This is a genomic window from Microcella pacifica, assembly GCF_009371975.2.
GTDB lineage: Bacteria > Actinomycetota > Actinomycetes > Actinomycetales > Microbacteriaceae > Microcella > Microcella pacifica.
The window spans coordinates 1-16,345 of record NZ_VIKT02000017.1; the positions used below are offsets into that span (position 1 = coordinate 1).

15 protein-coding genes and 1 tRNA gene are annotated in these 16,345 nt (G+C 70.7%); 9 read left to right on the forward strand and 7 right to left on the reverse strand.

The features are described from left to right. Positions 1-325: 325 nt before the first annotated feature. From FK219_RS13765 to FK219_RS09985, 3 genes are read right to left on the reverse strand one after another with little or no spacing between them, the layout of a single operon-like run. Positions 326-1,237: a 5-oxoprolinase subunit C family protein gene (locus FK219_RS13765; protein ID WP_152583954.1), complete on the reverse strand. Its 912-nt coding sequence runs from the start codon at positions 1,235-1,237 to the stop codon at positions 326-328. Then, positions 1,237-1,857, reverse strand: coding sequence for a 5-oxoprolinase subunit B family protein (locus FK219_RS13770; RefSeq protein ID WP_152583897.1), 621 nt, complete (start codon positions 1,855-1,857; stop codon positions 1,237-1,239). Before FK219_RS13770 ends, FK219_RS13765 begins: the two co-directional genes overlap by 1 nt. Then, entirely contained in the window at positions 1,854-2,606 is a 753-nt protein-coding gene (locus FK219_RS09985; protein ID WP_152583898.1) for a LamB/YcsF family protein, read from the reverse strand. The genes FK219_RS13770 and FK219_RS09985 overlap by 4 nt, the downstream gene beginning before the upstream one ends. 100 nt (positions 2,607-2,706) lie before the next feature. Between FK219_RS09985 and FK219_RS09990 the strand changes: the two genes are divergently transcribed. From FK219_RS09990 to FK219_RS10010, 5 genes are all read left to right on the forward strand, one after another. Continuing rightward, entirely contained in the window at positions 2,707-3,816 is a 1,110-nt protein-coding gene (locus tag FK219_RS09990; RefSeq protein WP_152583899.1) for an Rv2578c family radical SAM protein, read from the forward strand. A gap of 103 nt (positions 3,817-3,919) precedes the next feature. Beyond that, positions 3,920-5,107 carry a sensor histidine kinase gene (locus FK219_RS09995; protein WP_152583900.1) on the forward strand — a complete coding sequence of 396 codons (1,188 nt, stop codon included), beginning with the start codon at positions 3,920-3,922 and terminating at the stop codon, positions 5,105-5,107. Continuing rightward, positions 5,104-6,321, forward strand: a complete 1,218-nt coding sequence (locus tag FK219_RS10000; protein WP_152583901.1) for a hypothetical protein — start codon at positions 5,104-5,106, stop codon at positions 6,319-6,321. The genes FK219_RS09995 and FK219_RS10000 overlap by 4 nt, the downstream gene beginning before the upstream one ends. Beyond that, positions 6,311-6,973 carry a response regulator transcription factor gene (locus FK219_RS10005; protein ID WP_152583902.1) on the forward strand — a complete coding sequence of 221 codons (663 nt, stop codon included), beginning with the start codon at positions 6,311-6,313 and terminating at the stop codon, positions 6,971-6,973. Before FK219_RS10000 ends, FK219_RS10005 begins: the two co-directional genes overlap by 11 nt. Further along, on the forward strand, positions 6,973-7,632 hold the full coding sequence (locus FK219_RS10010) for a thymidine kinase (protein ID WP_152583903.1): 660 nt from the start codon (positions 6,973-6,975) through the stop codon (positions 7,630-7,632). Before FK219_RS10005 ends, FK219_RS10010 begins: the two co-directional genes overlap by 1 nt. A 149-nt stretch (positions 7,633-7,781) precedes the next feature. On the opposite strand, the gene FK219_RS10015 is transcribed toward FK219_RS10010, so the two are convergent. The 3 genes from FK219_RS10015 to FK219_RS10025 all read right to left on the reverse strand — a co-directional run bounded on the left by FK219_RS10015 (position 7,782) and on the right by FK219_RS10025 (position 11,371). Beyond that, a tRNA-Pro gene (locus FK219_RS10015) sits at positions 7,782-7,855 on the reverse strand. Between the two features lie 25 nt (positions 7,856-7,880). Then, positions 7,881-8,831 carry a metallophosphoesterase gene (locus tag FK219_RS10020; RefSeq protein WP_328821669.1) on the reverse strand — a complete coding sequence of 317 codons (951 nt, stop codon included), beginning with the start codon at positions 8,829-8,831 and terminating at the stop codon, positions 7,881-7,883. After that, positions 8,828-11,371 (reverse strand): transglycosylase domain-containing protein, encoded by a 2,544-nt coding sequence (locus tag FK219_RS10025; RefSeq protein ID WP_152583905.1) that lies wholly within the window; start codon positions 11,369-11,371, stop codon positions 8,828-8,830. Before FK219_RS10025 ends, FK219_RS10020 begins: the two co-directional genes overlap by 4 nt. 51 nt (positions 11,372-11,422) lie before the next feature. Here FK219_RS10025 and FK219_RS10030 point away from each other — a divergent pair, with 51 nt between their 5' ends. Both FK219_RS10030 and FK219_RS10035 read left to right on the forward strand, forming a co-directional pair. After that, entirely contained in the window at positions 11,423-11,587 is a 165-nt protein-coding gene (locus FK219_RS10030) for a DUF4177 domain-containing protein (protein WP_152583906.1), read from the forward strand. Continuing rightward, positions 11,584-12,045, forward strand: a complete 462-nt coding sequence (locus FK219_RS10035; RefSeq protein ID WP_152583907.1) for a RidA family protein — start codon at positions 11,584-11,586, stop codon at positions 12,043-12,045. Before FK219_RS10030 ends, FK219_RS10035 begins: the two co-directional genes overlap by 4 nt. Before the next feature lie 21 nt (positions 12,046-12,066). Here FK219_RS10035 and acs read toward each other — a convergent pair whose 3' ends face one another. After that, positions 12,067-14,019: an acetate--CoA ligase gene (gene acs / locus FK219_RS10040; RefSeq protein WP_152583908.1), complete on the reverse strand. Its 1,953-nt coding sequence runs from the start codon at positions 14,017-14,019 to the stop codon at positions 12,067-12,069. Between the two features lie 429 nt (positions 14,020-14,448). Between acs and FK219_RS10045 the strand changes: the two genes are divergently transcribed. Next, positions 14,449-15,441: a CpaF family protein gene (locus FK219_RS10045; protein WP_328821670.1), complete on the forward strand. Its 993-nt coding sequence runs from the start codon at positions 14,449-14,451 to the stop codon at positions 15,439-15,441. Next, positions 15,438-16,337, forward strand: a complete 900-nt coding sequence (locus FK219_RS10050) for a type II secretion system F family protein (RefSeq protein WP_165638109.1) — start codon at positions 15,438-15,440, stop codon at positions 16,335-16,337. The genes FK219_RS10045 and FK219_RS10050 overlap by 4 nt, the downstream gene beginning before the upstream one ends. Positions 16,338-16,345: the final 8 nt, after the last annotated feature.

Consider the following 16,345-nt stretch of genomic DNA (forward strand, 5'->3'; position numbering starts at 1 on the left):
GTTGATGCCTTTCGAGTTGGGGTAAGAGACTTCTCGAAGGATCACACGGTGACCGCGTTCACGTCAGCAACGACGTGCGCGACCACCGTGGGTTACACCACTATGCGGGACTCCACTCGGCGAGCTCGAGGACGCGCTCGGCACCTACCCGGGCTCGGTCGTCGTCGCGAGCCACGACCGCTGGCTGCGTGCGCGCTGGAGCGGCCCCACCCTCGCCGTCTGACCGCCTCTCCTCGACCAAACGACGGAGATGCGGCCGTTCCACCGGCCGCGGTGCGGGTTGAGCGTGTGGAACGCGTCCGTTTCTCCGTCGTTTGGTCGAGGGTCAGGGGCGGCCGGCGACGAGGCGCAGGCGCACGGGCTGCCCGGGGCGCAGCTGGGCGAGACGGTCGAGCGAGGCCTCCGTCACGACGAGCGCGACGGGGTACCCGCCCGTCACGGGGTGGTCGGGGCCCAGAACCGTGGGCGCGCCGTCGGGGGAGATCTGGATGCTCCCGCGCAGCATCCCCTCGCTCGCGAGCTCCCCGTGCCGGGCGAGGTCGAGCCGGGCCCCCTCGAGCCGCACGCCCGTGCGGTCGCTGCGCGCCGACACCTGCCACTCGACGCCGAGCAGCAGGTCGCGCGCGTCTGCCGTGAGCCACTCGAGCCGAGGGCCGGGGCGCACGTCGAGCTCGGCGAGACCCGTCGTGGGCGGGTCGACGGGCACGAGATCGGCGGGCGGCACAGGGTCCTCGGGCTCCGGCCCGATCGGCAGCACATCGCCGGCGGCGAGCGGCGCAGGCCCGAGCGCCGCGAGCGTGTCGCGCGACCGCGACCCGAGCGTCTCGGCCATGGCGACACCGCCCCGCACGGCGACGGTGTAGCGCACGCCGTGCGTCGCGGGGCCCAGCTCGAGCTCGCGCGGCAGCGACGTGCGCACGGCGGTGTGCGGATCGAGGAGCTCGCCGTCGAGGGTCACCAGCCCCCACGCGCCCGTCACGGCGAGCCAGCAGCCGGCGGGCAGCGCCAGGCGCACCCCGCCGAGCAGCACCTCGAGCGCCGCAGCGTGCTCGGGGTTGCCCACGAGCCGGTTCGAGAGGCGGTGAGCCGCGCGGTCGAAGGCGCCCGAACCGCTCACGCCGAGGTGCGCGAGGCCCCCGCGGCCGAGATCCTGCACGACGGCGCGACCGTCGGCGGCGAGCACCCGCACGACGGGGTGCGGGGCGGACGAGCTCGCGAGAGCGTCAGGGGAGCGCATCACGGCACCACCCGGGTGAAGCGCACGCGCGTGCCGGGGGTCACGAGGGCGGGGTCGCCGCGGGCCGCATCCCACAGCGCAGCGTCGGTCGTGCCGATGAGCTGCCAGCCGCCGGGAGAGCTGCGCGGGTAGATGCCGCAGTACTCGGCGGCGAGGGCCACGGCGCCGGCGGGAACTGTTGTGCGCGAGGTCGATCGTCGTGCCACGGGAGGGAGCGCCGCCGTGCCGTCGGCGGGTACCAGATAGGGGAAGCCCGGGGCGAAGCCGACGAACGCGCACACCCACTCGCGCGCGGCGTGCCGCTCGGCGACCTCCTCGGGCGAGCACGCCCACGCTTGCGCGACCACGGCCACATCCCCGCCGTCGTACCGCACCGGGATCTCGACCTCGGTGCCGGCCGGGAGCGCCGCCTCAGCGCGCGGGGCCGTTGTCAGCCAGTGCTCGAGGTGCCTGAGCCCGAGCACGCCCGGGTCGATGCGCACGAGCACCGTGCGCGCGGCGGGGACGAGCTCGAGCACGCCCGGCGGCGCGTCCTGCCACGCCGCGAGCGCACCGAGCACCGCCTCCTGCGTGGCGAACTCGGCGAGCAGCGCACGATCTCCGTAGGGCAGCAGCCTCATGCGAAGGCGGCGATCCTGACCCCGGCGCGGGTGAGCGCGTGGCGCACGGCGTGCGCGAGCTGCACCGCCCCGACCGTGTCGCCGTGCACGCACAGCGAGTCGACGCGCACGTTCACCGTCGAGCCGTCGAGCGCCGTCACCTCACCGTCGGTGACGATGCGCTCGGCCCGGTCGGCGACCTCCGACGGGTCGGTGATGACCGCACCCGGCAGCCCCCGGGGGGCGAGAGTGCCGTCGGCGAGGTAGGCGCGGTCGGCGAAGGCCTCGCGCACGAATCTCACGCCAGCGCGCGAGCAGGCCGTCTCCACGGCGGAGAGCGGCGGGCCGAGCACGGGCAGTGCGAGCGTGGCAGCGGCCTCCGCGACGACGTCAGCGACGGCCGGGTCGACGGCCATGCGCGTGTAGAGGGCGCCGTGCGGCTTGACGTAGGCGACGCGCGCGCCGATGCTCTCGGCGACGCCAACGAGGCCCCCCACCTGGTACAGGAGTTCCGCGCCGAGCTCCTCGGGCGCGATCTCCATGTCGCGACGCCCGAACCCGACGCGGTCGCGGTACGAGGGATGCGCGCCGATGGTCACCCCGTGGGCGAGAGCCGTGCGGCACGCCGTGAGCATGCCCAGCGGATCCCCGGCGTGGAAGCCGCAGGCGAGGTTCGCGCTCGACACGAGCGGCAGCATCGCCTCGTCGTCGCCCATCGTCCAGGCACCGAAGGATTCGCCGAGGTCGCTGTTGAGGTCGACGTGCGGCATCCCCCGAGCCTACGACTGCGCGGGCGCCCCGTCACGGGTCGATGGTCCCCGACTTGACGCGTGATCGAACGTATGTTCGACTAGCGGCAGGAGGTGGGGCATGCGGTGGAGCAGTCAGAAGCCGACCGCGCTCGCCGCCGACGCGCTGCCCGGCTTCGACTCGCCCGACAGCGCACTGGCACTCAGTGGGCTCGTGCGCACGGTGCGGCCGCCCGAGTTCGCGGGTCTCACGTTTCACGAGGTGCTCGCCAAGTCGGCCCTCAACCGCGTGCCCGGCGGAGGAGGCGGCCTGCCCTTCGGCTGGACGATCAACCCCTACCGCGGGTGCAGCCACGCGTGCGTGTACTGCTTCGCGCGGCCGACCCACGAGTACCTCGACCTCGACGCGGGGCGCGACTTCGACGCCCAGGTGGTCGTCAAGCTCAACGTGGCGGAGGTGCTCGCGCGCGAGCTCGCGCGACCCTCGTGGCAGCGCGACCCCGTTGCTCTCGGCACGAACACGGACCCCTATCAGCGCGCGGAAGGCCGGTATGCCCTCATGCCTGGCATCATCGAGGCTCTCGCCGCGAGCGGCACGCCCCTGAGCATCCTCACGAAGGGCACCCTGCTGCGCCGCGACCTGCCGCTGCTGCAGAGCGTGGCGCCGAGCGTGCCCGTCGACCTGAGCATGTCGATCGCCATCTACGATCACGAGCTGCAGCAGTCGATCGAGCCGGGAACCCCCTCGACGGATGCTCGGCTCGCGACCATCCGCGCCGCCGTCGATGCGGGCTTCACCCCGAGCGTGTTCCTCATGCCCCTGCTGCCCGACCTCACCGACACGCGCGCGCACCTCGATGAGGCGTTCGCCCGCATCCGCGAGGCGGGGGCTCGCTCGGCCGTGCACTCCTCGCTGCGCCTGGGCCCGGGAGTGCGCGAGTGGTTCTTCGCCTGGCTCGAGCGGGAGCATCCGGATCGGGTCGAGAGGTACCGCGCGCTCTACAGCGACGGCCCTCACCCGCCGAAGGCGTACCGCGCGTGGCTCGCAGCGCGCGTCGACGAGGTGCGCCGCGCGCACGGCCTGCGCGCGCCCGCGCTCGACACGGCGACAGGCACCGTGCGGTCTACCGCCCTCGCGGGGCCGCGGCAGCGAGCCGCCGCCTCGCGACGAGCAGTGCCACCCACGCCAGTCGCCGCGCCCGTGCGACCCGTTGCCGCAACGCTCTTCTGACACGTCCCCCCCCCGGAGGTGGACTGGTCGTGCGGCTGCAGGCGAGTCATAATGCCTCGGGGGGCCGTGGGCCCTTGTTCTAGCGCGCGGGGAGGGGGAGGCGATGCCGCTCGGTCTGCCCAGCCACCTTGCCGCGCGCACGACGACCAGGGCCGTCGCGCGCGCCGGCCACGCGATCGCCGCGGTGAGTCTCGTCTCCGTCGGAATCGTGGGGCTCTCCGTCGAGGTCTCGCTACCGGAGGTCGCGCTGTGGCCCGCGCTCCTGGCCCTCCTGCCCATGCTCGCCCTCCTCGTCATGCTCGACCGCACGCCCTCCCGCTTCATCGCCGGCTGCTACGTCGTCATCGGGGGGCTCGGCGTCTACCTCTCCACCCTCATCGTCTCGACAGAGCTCGGCGCGCCGATCGCTTACGACGACTACGTGGTGCAGTTGCTCAAGCTCGCGCTCATGATGGTCGTCGGTGTGACGCCGAAGGCGCGCGACGCCATCGCGTGGACCACCCTCGGCTATGTCGCCGGTGAGCTCGCCACCTTCGCTGCCCTCGCGACTGTCGGAGCCGGATGGCAGTTCGACGGGACACCGCTAGCGATCTACCTCGCGATCGTCGGCACCCTCGCCGTGGTCGGCGCTGAGCGGTTCACGACGCGCGCCTCGCAGTCGGCGCTCTTCCGTGCGGCGAGGGACGAGCAGCTGGCCGAAGTGCGTGCCGTCTTCGAGTCGCGGGCGACGGCGCTGCTGCACGACACCGTGCTCAATCAGCTCGCGGTCGTCACGGCGACGCCGGATGCTCGGCTCTCGCGCGAGGTGCGCGAGTCGATCGCGGCCGACCTCGCGATGATCGTCGGCGAGGAGTGGTTCGCCGTCGATGCGCCCAGCGACGGCACAGCAGGGGCCCAGCGAGCCGAACTGCTGCGACGGGCGGTGGCGGAGGCCGGGGGAGAGCTCGAGGTCACCCTCGCGGGCGATCTGGACGCGCTCGAGACTCTGCCGCGGGAGACCGCAGACGAACTCGTGAGGGCGATCGCCCAGTGCATCTCGAACGTTCGACGGCACGCGCAGACGACGCACGCCGAGATCGTGGTCGGCGCCTCTCCGGAGGAGCTCTCGGTCATGGTCATCGACGCGGGAGTCGGCTTCGACGTCGCCGGTCGCAGCGGGGGCCGGCTCGGGGTCGGGTCGAGCATCATCGGGCGGCTCGACTCGATCGGGGGCGCCGCGACGGTGTGGTCGCAACCGGGCAAAGGGACGTCGGTCATGCTGCGCGTGCCCACGGGGGTACCACGACGATGACGACACACTCCACGCTCGCGCGCCGAGAGCTCGCGCGCTTCCCCTGGGGAATCTCGGCGCGCGGTCTGCGGGCCGGTCGGGCCACGACCGAGCGCATCGATCCGCTCTCCGCCGTCGCCGCGCGGCCGGTCACCGGCGGCATCCTCGCCCTCGCCGTGGTGCTGCCGGTGCTCACGCTGCTCTCGCGTGGATCCGAAGTGACGTGGCTCGCAGGCTTCGTCCTCGCCACCGTGCTCGTCATCGCGACCGCCGCCATCATCCTCGACCGCACGCGAGCCCACCGATCGGTGTTCTCCGTGGCGTGGGGGCTGCTGATCTACCTTGTGCTCGGGGCAGTTCTCGCCCTCGCGGTCGCCTCCACGTACGGGGCCAACCTCTTGCTGCGCGACGACTGGGCGCCGCTCGTGGCGGGACTCATCCTGCTGTCACTCGCGCCCTATCGGCCGGCCCTCGAGCTCGCGACGGCCACGGCCAGTCTCACCGCGGTCTCGGCTCTTCTCGCCCTGCTGCAAGCACCCTTCGCCGCGTCGCCCGTGCCCCTGGCGACCTTCGCTGTGGCGGGCTCCAGCTCGCTCGCCTGCCTGGGTTTCGCCTCCGCCGCCTACGCCTTCTCCGTGAACGGCTCGATCCTCACCTGGCTCGAGCAGGCGTGGCGCTCCGCGGCAGCAACGGCTGTCGAGCAGCGCGGCGGGGTCGCGCGCTCGGTGCAGCAGCAGCGGGTGAGCCTCGTGAATCGCAAGGTCGTGCCCTTCTTCACTCGTATCGGCGCGGCGGAGACATTCGCGCCCGAGGATCGGGAGGAGGCCCGCGAGCTCGCGCAGAGCATCCGCGCCCTCCTCGTGGCGGACGTTCAGCGAGGCTGGGCGCAGAGCCTCCTCGACGAGCTCTGCTCGCGGGCGCCCGAGGCCACCGTGAGCGGAATCGCCGACGACCCCGACGACGTGGGCCGCGGACTCACGACGGCGCAACGCACCCTCCTGCGCGCGATCGGCATGCAAGCGGTCGAGCGCGTCGAAGCCTCGGCGATCGGGCTGCGCATTCGCGCAACGGCCACCGGGGCGAGCGTCCGGTGGTCCCTCACGACCCCCACCGGTGGTTCTCGTGCGGTGCGCGTGCTCAACCCCACCCTGCATCTCGTGCGCGGACTCACCCTTCGTTCGCGCGTCGAGGCCCAGGCCGACTCCGTGACTCTAGAGTTTGAGTATGGACACTGACGCGAGGCTGGGCCGCCGGGTTCGCCTCGCCATCCTGGACGACCACGAACTGCTGCTCGACAGCCTGTCGAGCTGGATCGAGGGCAACGCCCCCGACTTCGAACTCGTGCTCACCGCACCCACGTGGTTCGAGCTCGTGCAGAGCGACCAGTTTCCGACCGACCTCGTCCTCCTCGACTTCCAGCTGCAAGAGCCCGTCTCGATCGAGGCGCGCGTACGCACCTGCCGCGCCGCGGGGGCCAAGGTCATCGTGCTCACGAGCCTCGACACCGACGAGGCGCGCGAGCGGGCGCTCGCCGCGGGTGCCGCCGCCTTCCTCTCCAAGGCCCTGCCCCTGAGCGAGGTCATGGAAGCCGCGCGCAGCGTCATGGGCATGGAGTCCTCCGGCGAGGCGGTGCGCGACTGGAGGCCGCTGCCGAGGGGAGCCGTGCATCCGGCCCGCCCGAAGCTCAGCATCAGCGAGCGCGAAGCCCTCGTGCTCTACGCGAGCGGGTTCAGCATGAGCGAGGTCGCGGCGAAGATGAACGTGCAGTACGAGACCGCCAAGACCTATGTGCGCCGAGTGCGCGAGAAGTACGCGAAAGCCGGGCGCCCCGCGAGCAGCAAGGCCGAGCTGATCCGCCGAGCGGCGGAGGACGGACACCTGCAGTAATGGCCAAGCTCTACTTCCGCTACGGCGCCATGAACAGCGGCAAGAGCACCGCGCTGCTGCAGGCCGCCTACAACTACGAGGAGCGCGACCAGTCCGTCGTGCTCGCCAAGCCGCGCATCGACACCAAGGGCGACCAGACGATCGTGTCGCGCCTCGGCGTCACCCGGGCCGTCGACTTCACGATCGACGAGACCGACGACGTCTACACGCGCTTCCAAGCGCACCGGGCGTCGCTGCTGCGCGTGCGGCAGAGGGATGTCGCGTGCCTTCTCGTGGACGAGGCGCAATTCCTCACCCCGCCGCAGGTCGACGACCTGCTGCGCATCGCGATTCGCGAAGACATCCCGGTGCTCGCGTACGGCATCCGCACCGACTTCCAGACCGTCGCCTTTCCCGGTAGCCGCCGACTGCTCGAGATCTCCCACTCGCTCGAAGAGCTCAAGACCATCTGCCGCTGCGGCCGCAAAGCCGTCTTCAACGCCCGCTCCATCGATGGAGTCTTCGTCTTCGACGGCGACCAGGTCGCCATCGACGGCGTCGACGTCGCCTACGAGAGCCTGTGCGGGGCGTGCTACCTCGACGAGTCGGGGGAGTCGCTCGCCTCCGGGTGGAAGGCGCCGGTGGGGCTGGAGCTCGAGCCCGATCCAGACTTCAGCTAGTCGCGGGCCGTTTCGGCCAGCGTCACCCGCCGGCCCCGCCCCGCGTAGCTCGTCCCGCCCCAGATTCGCCTCAAACGGTGCCGCGCGCGGAGCGCAAGCGCCCATTCGTGCCAGATCTGGCGGGGTGTCGTTCCCGAGAGAGGACACTGTCGGGGTAACAGGATTTGAACCTGCGACCTCGTCGTCCCGAACGACGCGCGCTACCAAGCTGCGCCATACCCCGATGCGCCCTCAGGGAGGGCGACCCGTCAAGAATAGCCGATGTCGTCGTCGACGAGAGTCACGAGCACCGCCTCGGGCGGGCAGGCGAAGCGCACAGGTGCGTAGATGGAGGCGCCCAGGCCCGCCGACACGTTCAGGTAGGCCGCTGACAGGGCGTGGTGCCACACGTGCAGTCCCCGCGCGTACTCGCGGGGAAGGTCGCAATTGGTGATGAGCGCACCCACGCCGGGCACGCACACCTGGCCTCCATGCGTGTGCCCTGCGAAGATGACGTCGGCGCCCTGCGTCGTGAAGGAGTCGAGCACGCGCTGGTACGGGGCGTGCGTGACACCGATCGTCACCGCGGGGTCATCGGTCGGGTCTTCGTCGAGCTCGCGCAGGGCATCCATGAGAGCCGGCAGCACGTCGAGGCGGTCCCAGCCGCGGTGCGCGTCGTTGGTGCCGAGCAGTTCGAGGCGCGAGCGCTTGAGGAAGAGCTGGGTGACGTCGTTGTTCAGGTTCAGCCACCCCAGCCGGTCGAGGAAGAAGCTCTCGAGCGCGTCGACGTCCAGCCGCGTCGCCTCCTCGGGGCGGTGCTGGGAGGGGCCGATGAGGTACCGCAGCGGGTTCTTGGGGCTGGGCGCGAAGTAGTCGTTCGAGCCGTGCACGAACACGCCCGGGATGCCCGCGAAGGGTTCGAGCGCGCGGCGCAGAGCCGGCAGAGCGTCGAGGTGGCCCAGGCTGTCGCCGGTCATGACGACGAGATCGGGGTCCAGGCCTGCGAGGCCTCGCACCCACTCGACCTTGTCGCGCTGCCACGGGGCGAGGTGCAGGTCGCTCAGGTGCAGAACCCGGATCGGCTCAGCACCCGGGGAGAGCACAGGGACGGTCTCTCGCCGCACGCGGTAGGCGCGGCGCTCGACGACCGTCGCGTACACGGCGACGGCCGCCGCGATCCCGAGGGATGCGGCGGCCGTTCCGCGAACGAGAGCGCTCACGAACAGTCGAGTCGCGAGACCGTCAACGTGATCGACTTCTCATACTTGACCTTCGAGCCTCCACTCGGATTCTGCCCCGTGACGATGCCGTCCATGAGCGGATCGCCGCCTTCTTCCACCGGCGGGATCTCGGAGCAGGACTCGGAGACGTTCGTGAATCCGGCGTCCACGAGGATGTCGCGGGCTTCCTCGAAGGTGTAACCGCCAGAGGAGACGTCGGGCAGCTCGATGAGGTTGCCGCGACTCGTCTCCACCTTCACGATCACACCGCGCGCGAGCAGGGTGCCCGGGGCGATCGACATGCTGGCCACGCGGCCCTCTTCGAGGTCGGAGTCGACCCGACCGGAGACCTCGAAGCCGAAGCCGAGACCTTCGAGCAAGGACCGGGCGTTCTCCTCCGTCTCACCGCGCACGTCGGGCAGCTCGACACCCGAGCCGGTGAGGAGACGACCCGGGGGATCCGGGAAGGACCCTCCCCCGTACTGGCCGTTCACGGCGGCCATGAGGGGCTGGAAGATGAGGTGACGCAAGCTTCCACCGCTCGGGTAGTTGCGCATCGGGAAGTCGCCGAGAATGTTGCCGACCCACACGGCGGTACCGACCTCGCGCGTGGCGCCCACGACCCAGGTCTGCTGCGAGCCGTCGGTGGTACCCGTCTTGCCGATGATCGGCACACCGTCCCGCGGGTTCGAGGCCACGCCCGTACCGCCGGACATCACGCCCTGCATCGCGTACGCGGCGGCGGCGGCGACCTCGGGATCGATGCCTTGACGGCAGTCAGGTGACTGGCCCGGCAACTCTTCGCCGTCCCTGGTGACGATGCGGTCGACGGCGACGGGCTCGCAGTAGCGACCGTCGTTCGCGATCGCCGCGAACGCTGCCGCCATCGTCATGGGCGCGATGTAGTTGGTGCCCAGCACCGAGGAGGGGTTCGTCTCGAGCGGCGCGCCATCGGCGCGGTGAACACCGATGCTCTCCGCCGTCTGGCGGATACCGCACAGGTCGAGCTGCTGCGCGATCGCCACGAAGGCGGTGTTGACCGAGTCTGTCGTGGCGCGGTAGGCGCTCATCGCCGGTGCCGCGGGCGCGTCGTTCTTCGGCGTCCACGGTCCGCCCCAGCCCCCCACGCATGTGTCTGTGAAGGAAGCCTGGTTGAAGGTGCGAACGGAAGAGTCCACGTACTCGTTCAGCCCGTGACCCTGCTTGAGCCACTCGAGGAGCGCGAAGACCTTGTAGGTCGATCCCGTCTGGAAGCCTTGCGAGCCGCCGTAGGGCTGATCGGTGTTGAAGTTGACGGCAGTAGTGCTGCGACCACCGCCCTCCAGGGTGTTGTCGAAGACCTTGTTCTGGGCCATCGTGATGATGCGACCCGTGTCGGTTTCCACGGAGACGGCCGTGCCGCCGAGCTCGAGACGGGTCTCGTCGCGCGGGACGTACCTCCACACCTCGTCCTGCGCCACCTTCTGCAGCGACAGGTTGAGCGTCGTGTAGACGTCGAGCCCGCCGAGACGCCAGGCGTCGCGCCGGTCATCGACGGTCGCGCCGAGCGACTCCAAGTTGTCGACGTTCTCGACGACGAAGTCGCAGAAGAACTTGGCGTACCGGTGGCCCGCCATGCAGCCGTTCGAGGGCGGACTCGGGTTGACGAACTCCTCGTCGACCGGCTGGTCGATCGCCTCGCGGTGCTCCGCGGCGGTGATGTAGCCCTCGTCGAGCATCTCGTTGAGGATGAAGTCGCGTCGCCCCTGGTTGGCGGCGTAGTTCTCGGGGCTCTTGAGCGAGCGCGCGCCCGGCTGCTGGACGATCGCGATGAGGCTCGCCGCCTGCGCGATCGTCACGTCGGAGGCGGGTACGCCGAAGTACTCCTGCGCAGCGGCCTCGATTCCGTAGGTGTTGCCACCGAAACCGGCGATGTTCAAGTAGGCGAGAAGGATCTCGTTCTTGGTGTATTGCTTCTCGAGGCCGATCGCGAGCTTCGCCTCCTTGAGCTTGCGCTCGAGGCTCGTCTCCTGCGCGGCACGGATGGCTTCGAGCTGCTCCTCCTCGGAGTCGAGCTGCAGCGCCTCGTTGATGAAGAGGTTCTTGACGAGCTGCATGGTGAGCGTCGAGGCGCCCGACTCGATGTCTCCCGAGGCGACGTTGCCGATCGCGGCGCGCACGATGGACTGAACGTCGACGCCGTTGTGCTCGTAGAAGCGGCGGTCCTCCCCGGCGAGAACGGCGTCCTTGATGTACTGCGAGACGTCGTCCCACCCGGCCTCTTCGCGGTTCTGGTAGTACACCGTTGCGATGCGCGTGTACCCGTCGTCCGGATCCGATGTCTTCTGAGCCCACAGCGTGTTGCGCTGCGACTGCTCGTCGATGCGGATGTACTCGGGCAGACCCTCGAAGATGCCGATGGTGTTGGAGGCGGCCATTCCGGTGACCGCGAGCGCCGGGGTGACCATGACGGTCACGAGAACTCCGGCGAGTGCGCTGAGCCCGAGCATGCCGGCGAGTGCGCCGATGATGCCGGAGGCCTTCTGATTCTGGGCAGACATATGCTAGAGGGTACGGCACCTTGCCCCCCTTAACCCTGAACGGAGACCGAGATGACGCAATGGGAGTACCTCACGACTCCGCTCATGATCCACACCACCCAGGCGATCCTCAACAACTGGGGTTCCGACGGCTGGGAGCTCGTGCAGATCGTGCCCGGCCCGGAGGGCGGACTCGTCGCGTACTTCAAGCGTCCCCTCGAGGGCACCGCCGCATGAGCGGCATCGACGCGCGCCTGGCCGAGCTCGGCATCAGCATCCCGCAGCTGGCGAAGCCCGTCGCCGCCTACGTGCCTGCCGTCGTGACCGGCCACCTCGTGCACACGGCGGGGCAGCTGCCCTTCGTCGACGGTGCCCTGCCTGCGACCGGCAAGGTGGGTGATGAGGTGAGCGCCGAGGAAGCCGCGGGCTACGCCCGCACGTGCGTGCTCAACGCCCTCGCGGCCGCGCAGAGCGTCATCGGCTCGCTCGATCGCGTGACGCGCATCGTGAAGGTCACGGGCTTCGTCGCGTCGGCTCCCGACTTCACCGGCCAGCCGACCGTGCTCAACGGCGCCTCCGAGGTGCTGGGCGAGATCTTCGGCGAGGCGGGGCAGCACGCGCGCAGCGCCGTCGGCGTCGCCGTACTGCCCCTGGATGCTCCGGTCGAGGTCGAGCTCATCCTCGAGTTCGCCTGAGCCCGGCCGGGCCGCCGCCGGCTACTTCATGGTGTCGGAGATGATGCGGATGACGCTCGTGTCGGTGAGCGTCGTCGTGTCACCCACCTCGCGGCCTTCCGCGACGTCCTGCAGCAGGCGGCGCATGATCTTGCCCGAGCGCGTCTTGGGCAGCTCCTCGACCACGAACACCTGACGGGGCCGGGCGATCGCGCCGATCTGCTCGGCGACGTGCGCTCGCAGCAGGTCGCTCGCCTCCTGCGGCGTGACGGTGCCCGCGAGGCGACCCTTCAGGATCACGAAGGCGACGACAGCCTGACCGGTCGTGTCGTCGTGCGCACCGACGACCGCGGCCTCGGCGGTGAGCTCGTGCGAGACGAGCGCCGACTCAATCTCCATGGTCGAGAGCCGGTGGCCTGAGATGTTCATCACGTCGTCGACGCGGCCCAGCAGCCACACGTCGCCGTCCTCGTCGAGGTGGGCGCCGTCGCCGGCGAAGTAGGTGTTCGCGAACTTCGACCAGTAGGTGTCCTTGTAGCGCTGCTCGTCACCCCAGATGCCGCGCAGCATGCTCGGCCAGGGCTCGGTGAGCACGAGCAGCCCGCCGGCCTCCTTGCCGACGTGCGCGCCCTCCTCGTCGAGCACGTCCACCGAGATTCCCGGCAGGGGAACCTGAGCTGCGCCGGGCTTGGTCGTCGTGATGCCGGGCAGCGCGCTGATCATGATCGCGCCCGTCTCGGTCTGCCACCACGTGTCGACGATGGGCGCGGTGCCGCCGCCGATGATCTCGCGGTACCAGACCCACGCCTCCGGGTTGATGGGCTCGCCGACCGAGCCGAGCAGGCGCAGGCTCGACAGGTCGAACTTCTGCGGAATCTCGCGGCCGAGCTTCATGAACGAGCGGATCGCCGTCGGCGCGGTGTAGAAGATGCTCACCTTGTACTTCTCGATGAGCTCCCACCATCGGCCGGGATGGGGCGTGTCGGGGGTGCCCTCGTAGAGCAGCTGCGTGGCGCCGTTCGCGAGCGGGCCGTAGACGACGTAGCTGTGGCCCGTGATCCAGCCGACGTCGGCCGTGCACCAGTACACGTCGCTCTCGGGTTTGAGGTCGAACACGTTCTTGTGGGTGAACGCGACCTGCGTGAGGTAGCCGCCCGAGGTGTGCAGGATGCCCTTGGGCTTGCCGGTCGTTCCCGAGGTGTAGAGGATGAAGAGCGGGTTCTCGGCCTCGAAACCGCGTGCGTCGTGCTCGTCGCTCATGGGAGCGATCTCGTCGTGCCACCACAGGTCGCGCCCTGCCGTCCAGTCGATCTCGTTCTCGCCGCGCCGCACGACGAGCACCTTCTCGACCGTCGTCTCGCCGGCGGCGAGCGCCGCGTCGACGGCGGGCTTGAGCGGCAGCACCTTGCCCTTGCGGTACGCACCGTCGGCGGTGATGACGAGCTTCGCGCCGGCGTCATCGATGCGGGCGCGCAAGCTCTCGGCCGCGAATCCGCCGAACACGACCGAGTGCACGGCGCCGAGCCGCGCGACCGCGAGCATCGCGATGACAGCCTCCGGAATGACGGGCAGGTAGATGGCGACGCGATCGCCCTGGCCGACGCCGAGGCTCGCGAGCAGGTTCGCGGCGCGCTTGACCTCGACGGTCAGCTCGGCGTACGTGAGGCTGCGCGTGTCGCCGGGCTCGCCCTCCCAGTGGATCGCGACGCGGTCGCCGTGGCCCGCGAGCACGTGCCGGTCGAGGCAGTTGTAGGCCACGTTGAGCTCGCCATCGCCGAACCAGCGGGCGACGGGGGCTTTCGACCAGTCGAGGGTCTCCGTGAAGGGGCGGTGCCAGTGCACGAGGTCGCGCGCCTGCTCGGCCCAGAAGGCGAGGCGGTCATCGGCCGCGCGCTCGTAGAGTTCGGTACCGGCGACCGCGTTCGCAGCGAAGTCGGGGTCGGGGGCGAAGCGGCGCTTCTCGTGCAGAAGGCTGTCGATCGAGGTGCTGGACATCATCATCCTTGAGTGTCGAATATCTGCGGACTGGCCTGGTCTGCCGCACCGGTGAGGAACACCGGCCATCATACGAGGATGCTCGTGGTGCGCGAGAGCGCCCGTCACGAACCGACACGGGCGGCGTATTCGTACCCCATCGGGGGACAATTCTGCGTGTCCGCCCTTTGGAGGACACATAAGTGCCCCGAAACGCTTGACCGGTCGATGCGCTGGCATACACTGAGATCTGTCAGCAGCAAGCCTGACCTCGCAACGCGATCGATTCCCCCCAATCCCGTGTTGCTGTGGCGGCGCCCGCTTCCCCCCATTGTGGGCGCCGCCCCCGAACCACCCGAAGGCCCCTCCCCAGCGGAGGGGCCTTCGGCGTTTCTCCCCCGTGCTGCGACTGCGACTACGAGCCCGATCGTGCGGCTTCACGATGGCCGGGTGACCTCGTTCGTGCCGCGCGACCCGCGTCGCGGGGGTGAAGGGCCGGCCGTGCGTCCGTTGCCGTCGAACCTCGCCGAGCTTCTCGGCCCGCTCGCCGCCGCGGTGGCCGACGCACGGGCGACCGACGTGTTCGTGACGAGCGATGGCGCGGTGTGGAGCGACGACGGTGCCGGCAGCACGCGCGTGCCGGGCGTGCGCCTAGCCCCGACTGAGGCCCGAGACCTCGCCGTCCGGCTCATCGCCGATGGCGGCCGGCACGTGGATGAGGCGACGCCGACCGCTGATGTGCGGCTGGGCGAGGGCATCCGTGTGCACGTCGTGCTACCCCCTGTCGCGCGAGCGGGCACGGCGATCTCGCTGCGCCTGCCGCGTGTGCGGCGCGTGACGCTCGACAGCTGCGGCTTGCCCGCGCCCGTCATCTCCGCGCTGCGTGCGGCCCTCGAGGAGCGCCGCACGCTGCTCGTGACGGGCGCTACGGGCAGCGGCAAGACGACTCTCATGGCGGCCTGGCTCTCGGAGGCCTCGCCCCGCGACCGCATCGTGCTCATCGAGGATGTCGCGGAGGCTCCGGTGGAGCATCCTCACCTGGTTGCTCTCGAATGCCGACAGGCGAATCTGGAGGGGGCGGGGGAGATCGATCTCGCCCGTCTCGTGCGCGAGGCACTGCGGATGCGGCCGGACAGGCTCGCGGTAGGCGAGTGCCGCGGGGCAGAAGTGCGCGAGTTTCTCGCCGCGCTCAACACGGGTCACCGCGGGGGAGCAGGCACGCTGCACGCCAACTCCCTCGCCGACGTGCCGAGCCGACTCGAGGCGATCGGCATGATCGCGGGCCTCGCGCCCGAGCCCCTCGCCCGGCAGGTGTGCAGCGGCATCGATCTGGCAGTGCACGTTCGGCGCACGATGGCGGGCGAGCGCACGGCGGCGCTGGGCAGCTTCGGCCTCGACGCACGGGAGCGGCTCACGATCATCCCCCTCGAGGATGCTCGGTGACAGCCGCACCACCCACGAGGGTCGCGGCGCACGTGCATCGGCTCGCCGTGCTCCTCGCCGCGGGAATCGCGCCGGCCTCCGCGTGGCGCCACATCGCGGCCGAGGGTGACGACGAGACCCTCGACCGCGTCGTCGCGCAGCTCGACAGCGCTCCGGACGCGGCGCTCGCGCTCGAGCGTGCGGCTCCCGCGCAGGACGCATCGTGGGCGGGGCTGCTGGCCGCGTGGCGAGTCGCGGCCGCGAGCGGCGCGCCCCTTGCACCCGCACTGACGGCCTTCGCGGGGGCGATCCGCGACCGGCAGGAGGCGTCCCGCGATATCGAGATCGCGCTCGCCGGCCCGAAGGCCACGGCGCGCATCGTGCTCCTGCTGCCCGCGTGCGCCATCGTGCTCGCGCTCCTGCTCGGGGTCGACGTGCTCGGCACCCTCGCTCAGCCGCTCGGTCTCACGAGCACGGTGCTCGGAATCGCACTCCTGCTCCTGGCGCGGCGGTGGATGCGCCGTATGCTGCAGGCCGCAGCGCCGCCGCCGCCCACGGCGGGGCTCGCGCTCGACCTGCTCGCCGTCGCCGCGGGCGGCGGCGGCTCACCCGAGGCGGCTCTCGTGCTCGTGACGGGGGAGCTCGACCGCGCATCCCTCACGGTCGACGAGGCCGAAGCGGCTGCCGCGCAATCCCTCGTGCGGCTCTCGCGCCGGTCTGGTGCGCCCTTGGGCGCGCTGTGCCGCGCGGAGGCCGTGGAACGTCGTGCGGATGCTCGCGCGAGCGCGCGCAGCAGTGCGGAGCGACTCGCCGTGCGCCTCATGCTGCCCCTGGGTGCGTGCGTCCTGCCCTCCTTCGTCCTGCTCGGTGTCGTGCCGCTCCTGCTCGGGCTGCTCTCCTCCACACCCCTCTCATGAGGCGTGCT

Excerpts from the sequence above, each read along its gene's own strand:
- FK219_RS10030 (WP_152583906.1), top strand. The coding sequence starts at position 11,423 with ATGACGCAATGGGAGTACCTCACGACTCCGCTCATGATCCACACCACC.
- FK219_RS10035 (WP_152583907.1), top strand. The coding sequence starts at position 11,584 with ATGAGCGGCATCGACGCGCGCCTGGCCGAGCTCGGCATCAGCATCCCG.
- FK219_RS09995 (WP_152583900.1), top strand. The coding sequence starts at position 3,920 with ATGCCGCTCGGTCTGCCCAGCCACCTTGCCGCGCGCACGACGACCAGG.
- FK219_RS13770 (WP_152583897.1), bottom strand. The coding sequence starts at position 1,857 with ATGAGGCTGCTGCCCTACGGAGATCGTGCGCTGCTCGCCGAGTTCGCC.
- FK219_RS09985 (WP_152583898.1), bottom strand. The coding sequence starts at position 2,606 with ATGCCGCACGTCGACCTCAACAGCGACCTCGGCGAATCCTTCGGTGCC.
- FK219_RS10000 (WP_152583901.1), top strand. The coding sequence starts at position 5,104 with ATGACGACACACTCCACGCTCGCGCGCCGAGAGCTCGCGCGCTTCCCC.
- acs (WP_152583908.1), bottom strand. The coding sequence starts at position 14,019 with ATGTCCAGCACCTCGATCGACAGCCTTCTGCACGAGAAGCGCCGCTTC.
- FK219_RS10010 (WP_152583903.1), top strand. The coding sequence starts at position 6,973 with ATGGCCAAGCTCTACTTCCGCTACGGCGCCATGAACAGCGGCAAGAGC.
- FK219_RS10025 (WP_152583905.1), bottom strand. The coding sequence starts at position 11,371 with ATGTCTGCCCAGAATCAGAAGGCCTCCGGCATCATCGGCGCACTCGCC.
- FK219_RS10005 (WP_152583902.1), top strand. The coding sequence starts at position 6,311 with ATGGACACTGACGCGAGGCTGGGCCGCCGGGTTCGCCTCGCCATCCTG.
- FK219_RS09990 (WP_152583899.1), top strand. The coding sequence starts at position 2,707 with ATGCGGTGGAGCAGTCAGAAGCCGACCGCGCTCGCCGCCGACGCGCTG.
- FK219_RS13765 (WP_152583954.1), bottom strand. The coding sequence starts at position 1,237 with ATGCGCTCCCCTGACGCTCTCGCGAGCTCGTCCGCCCCGCACCCCGTC.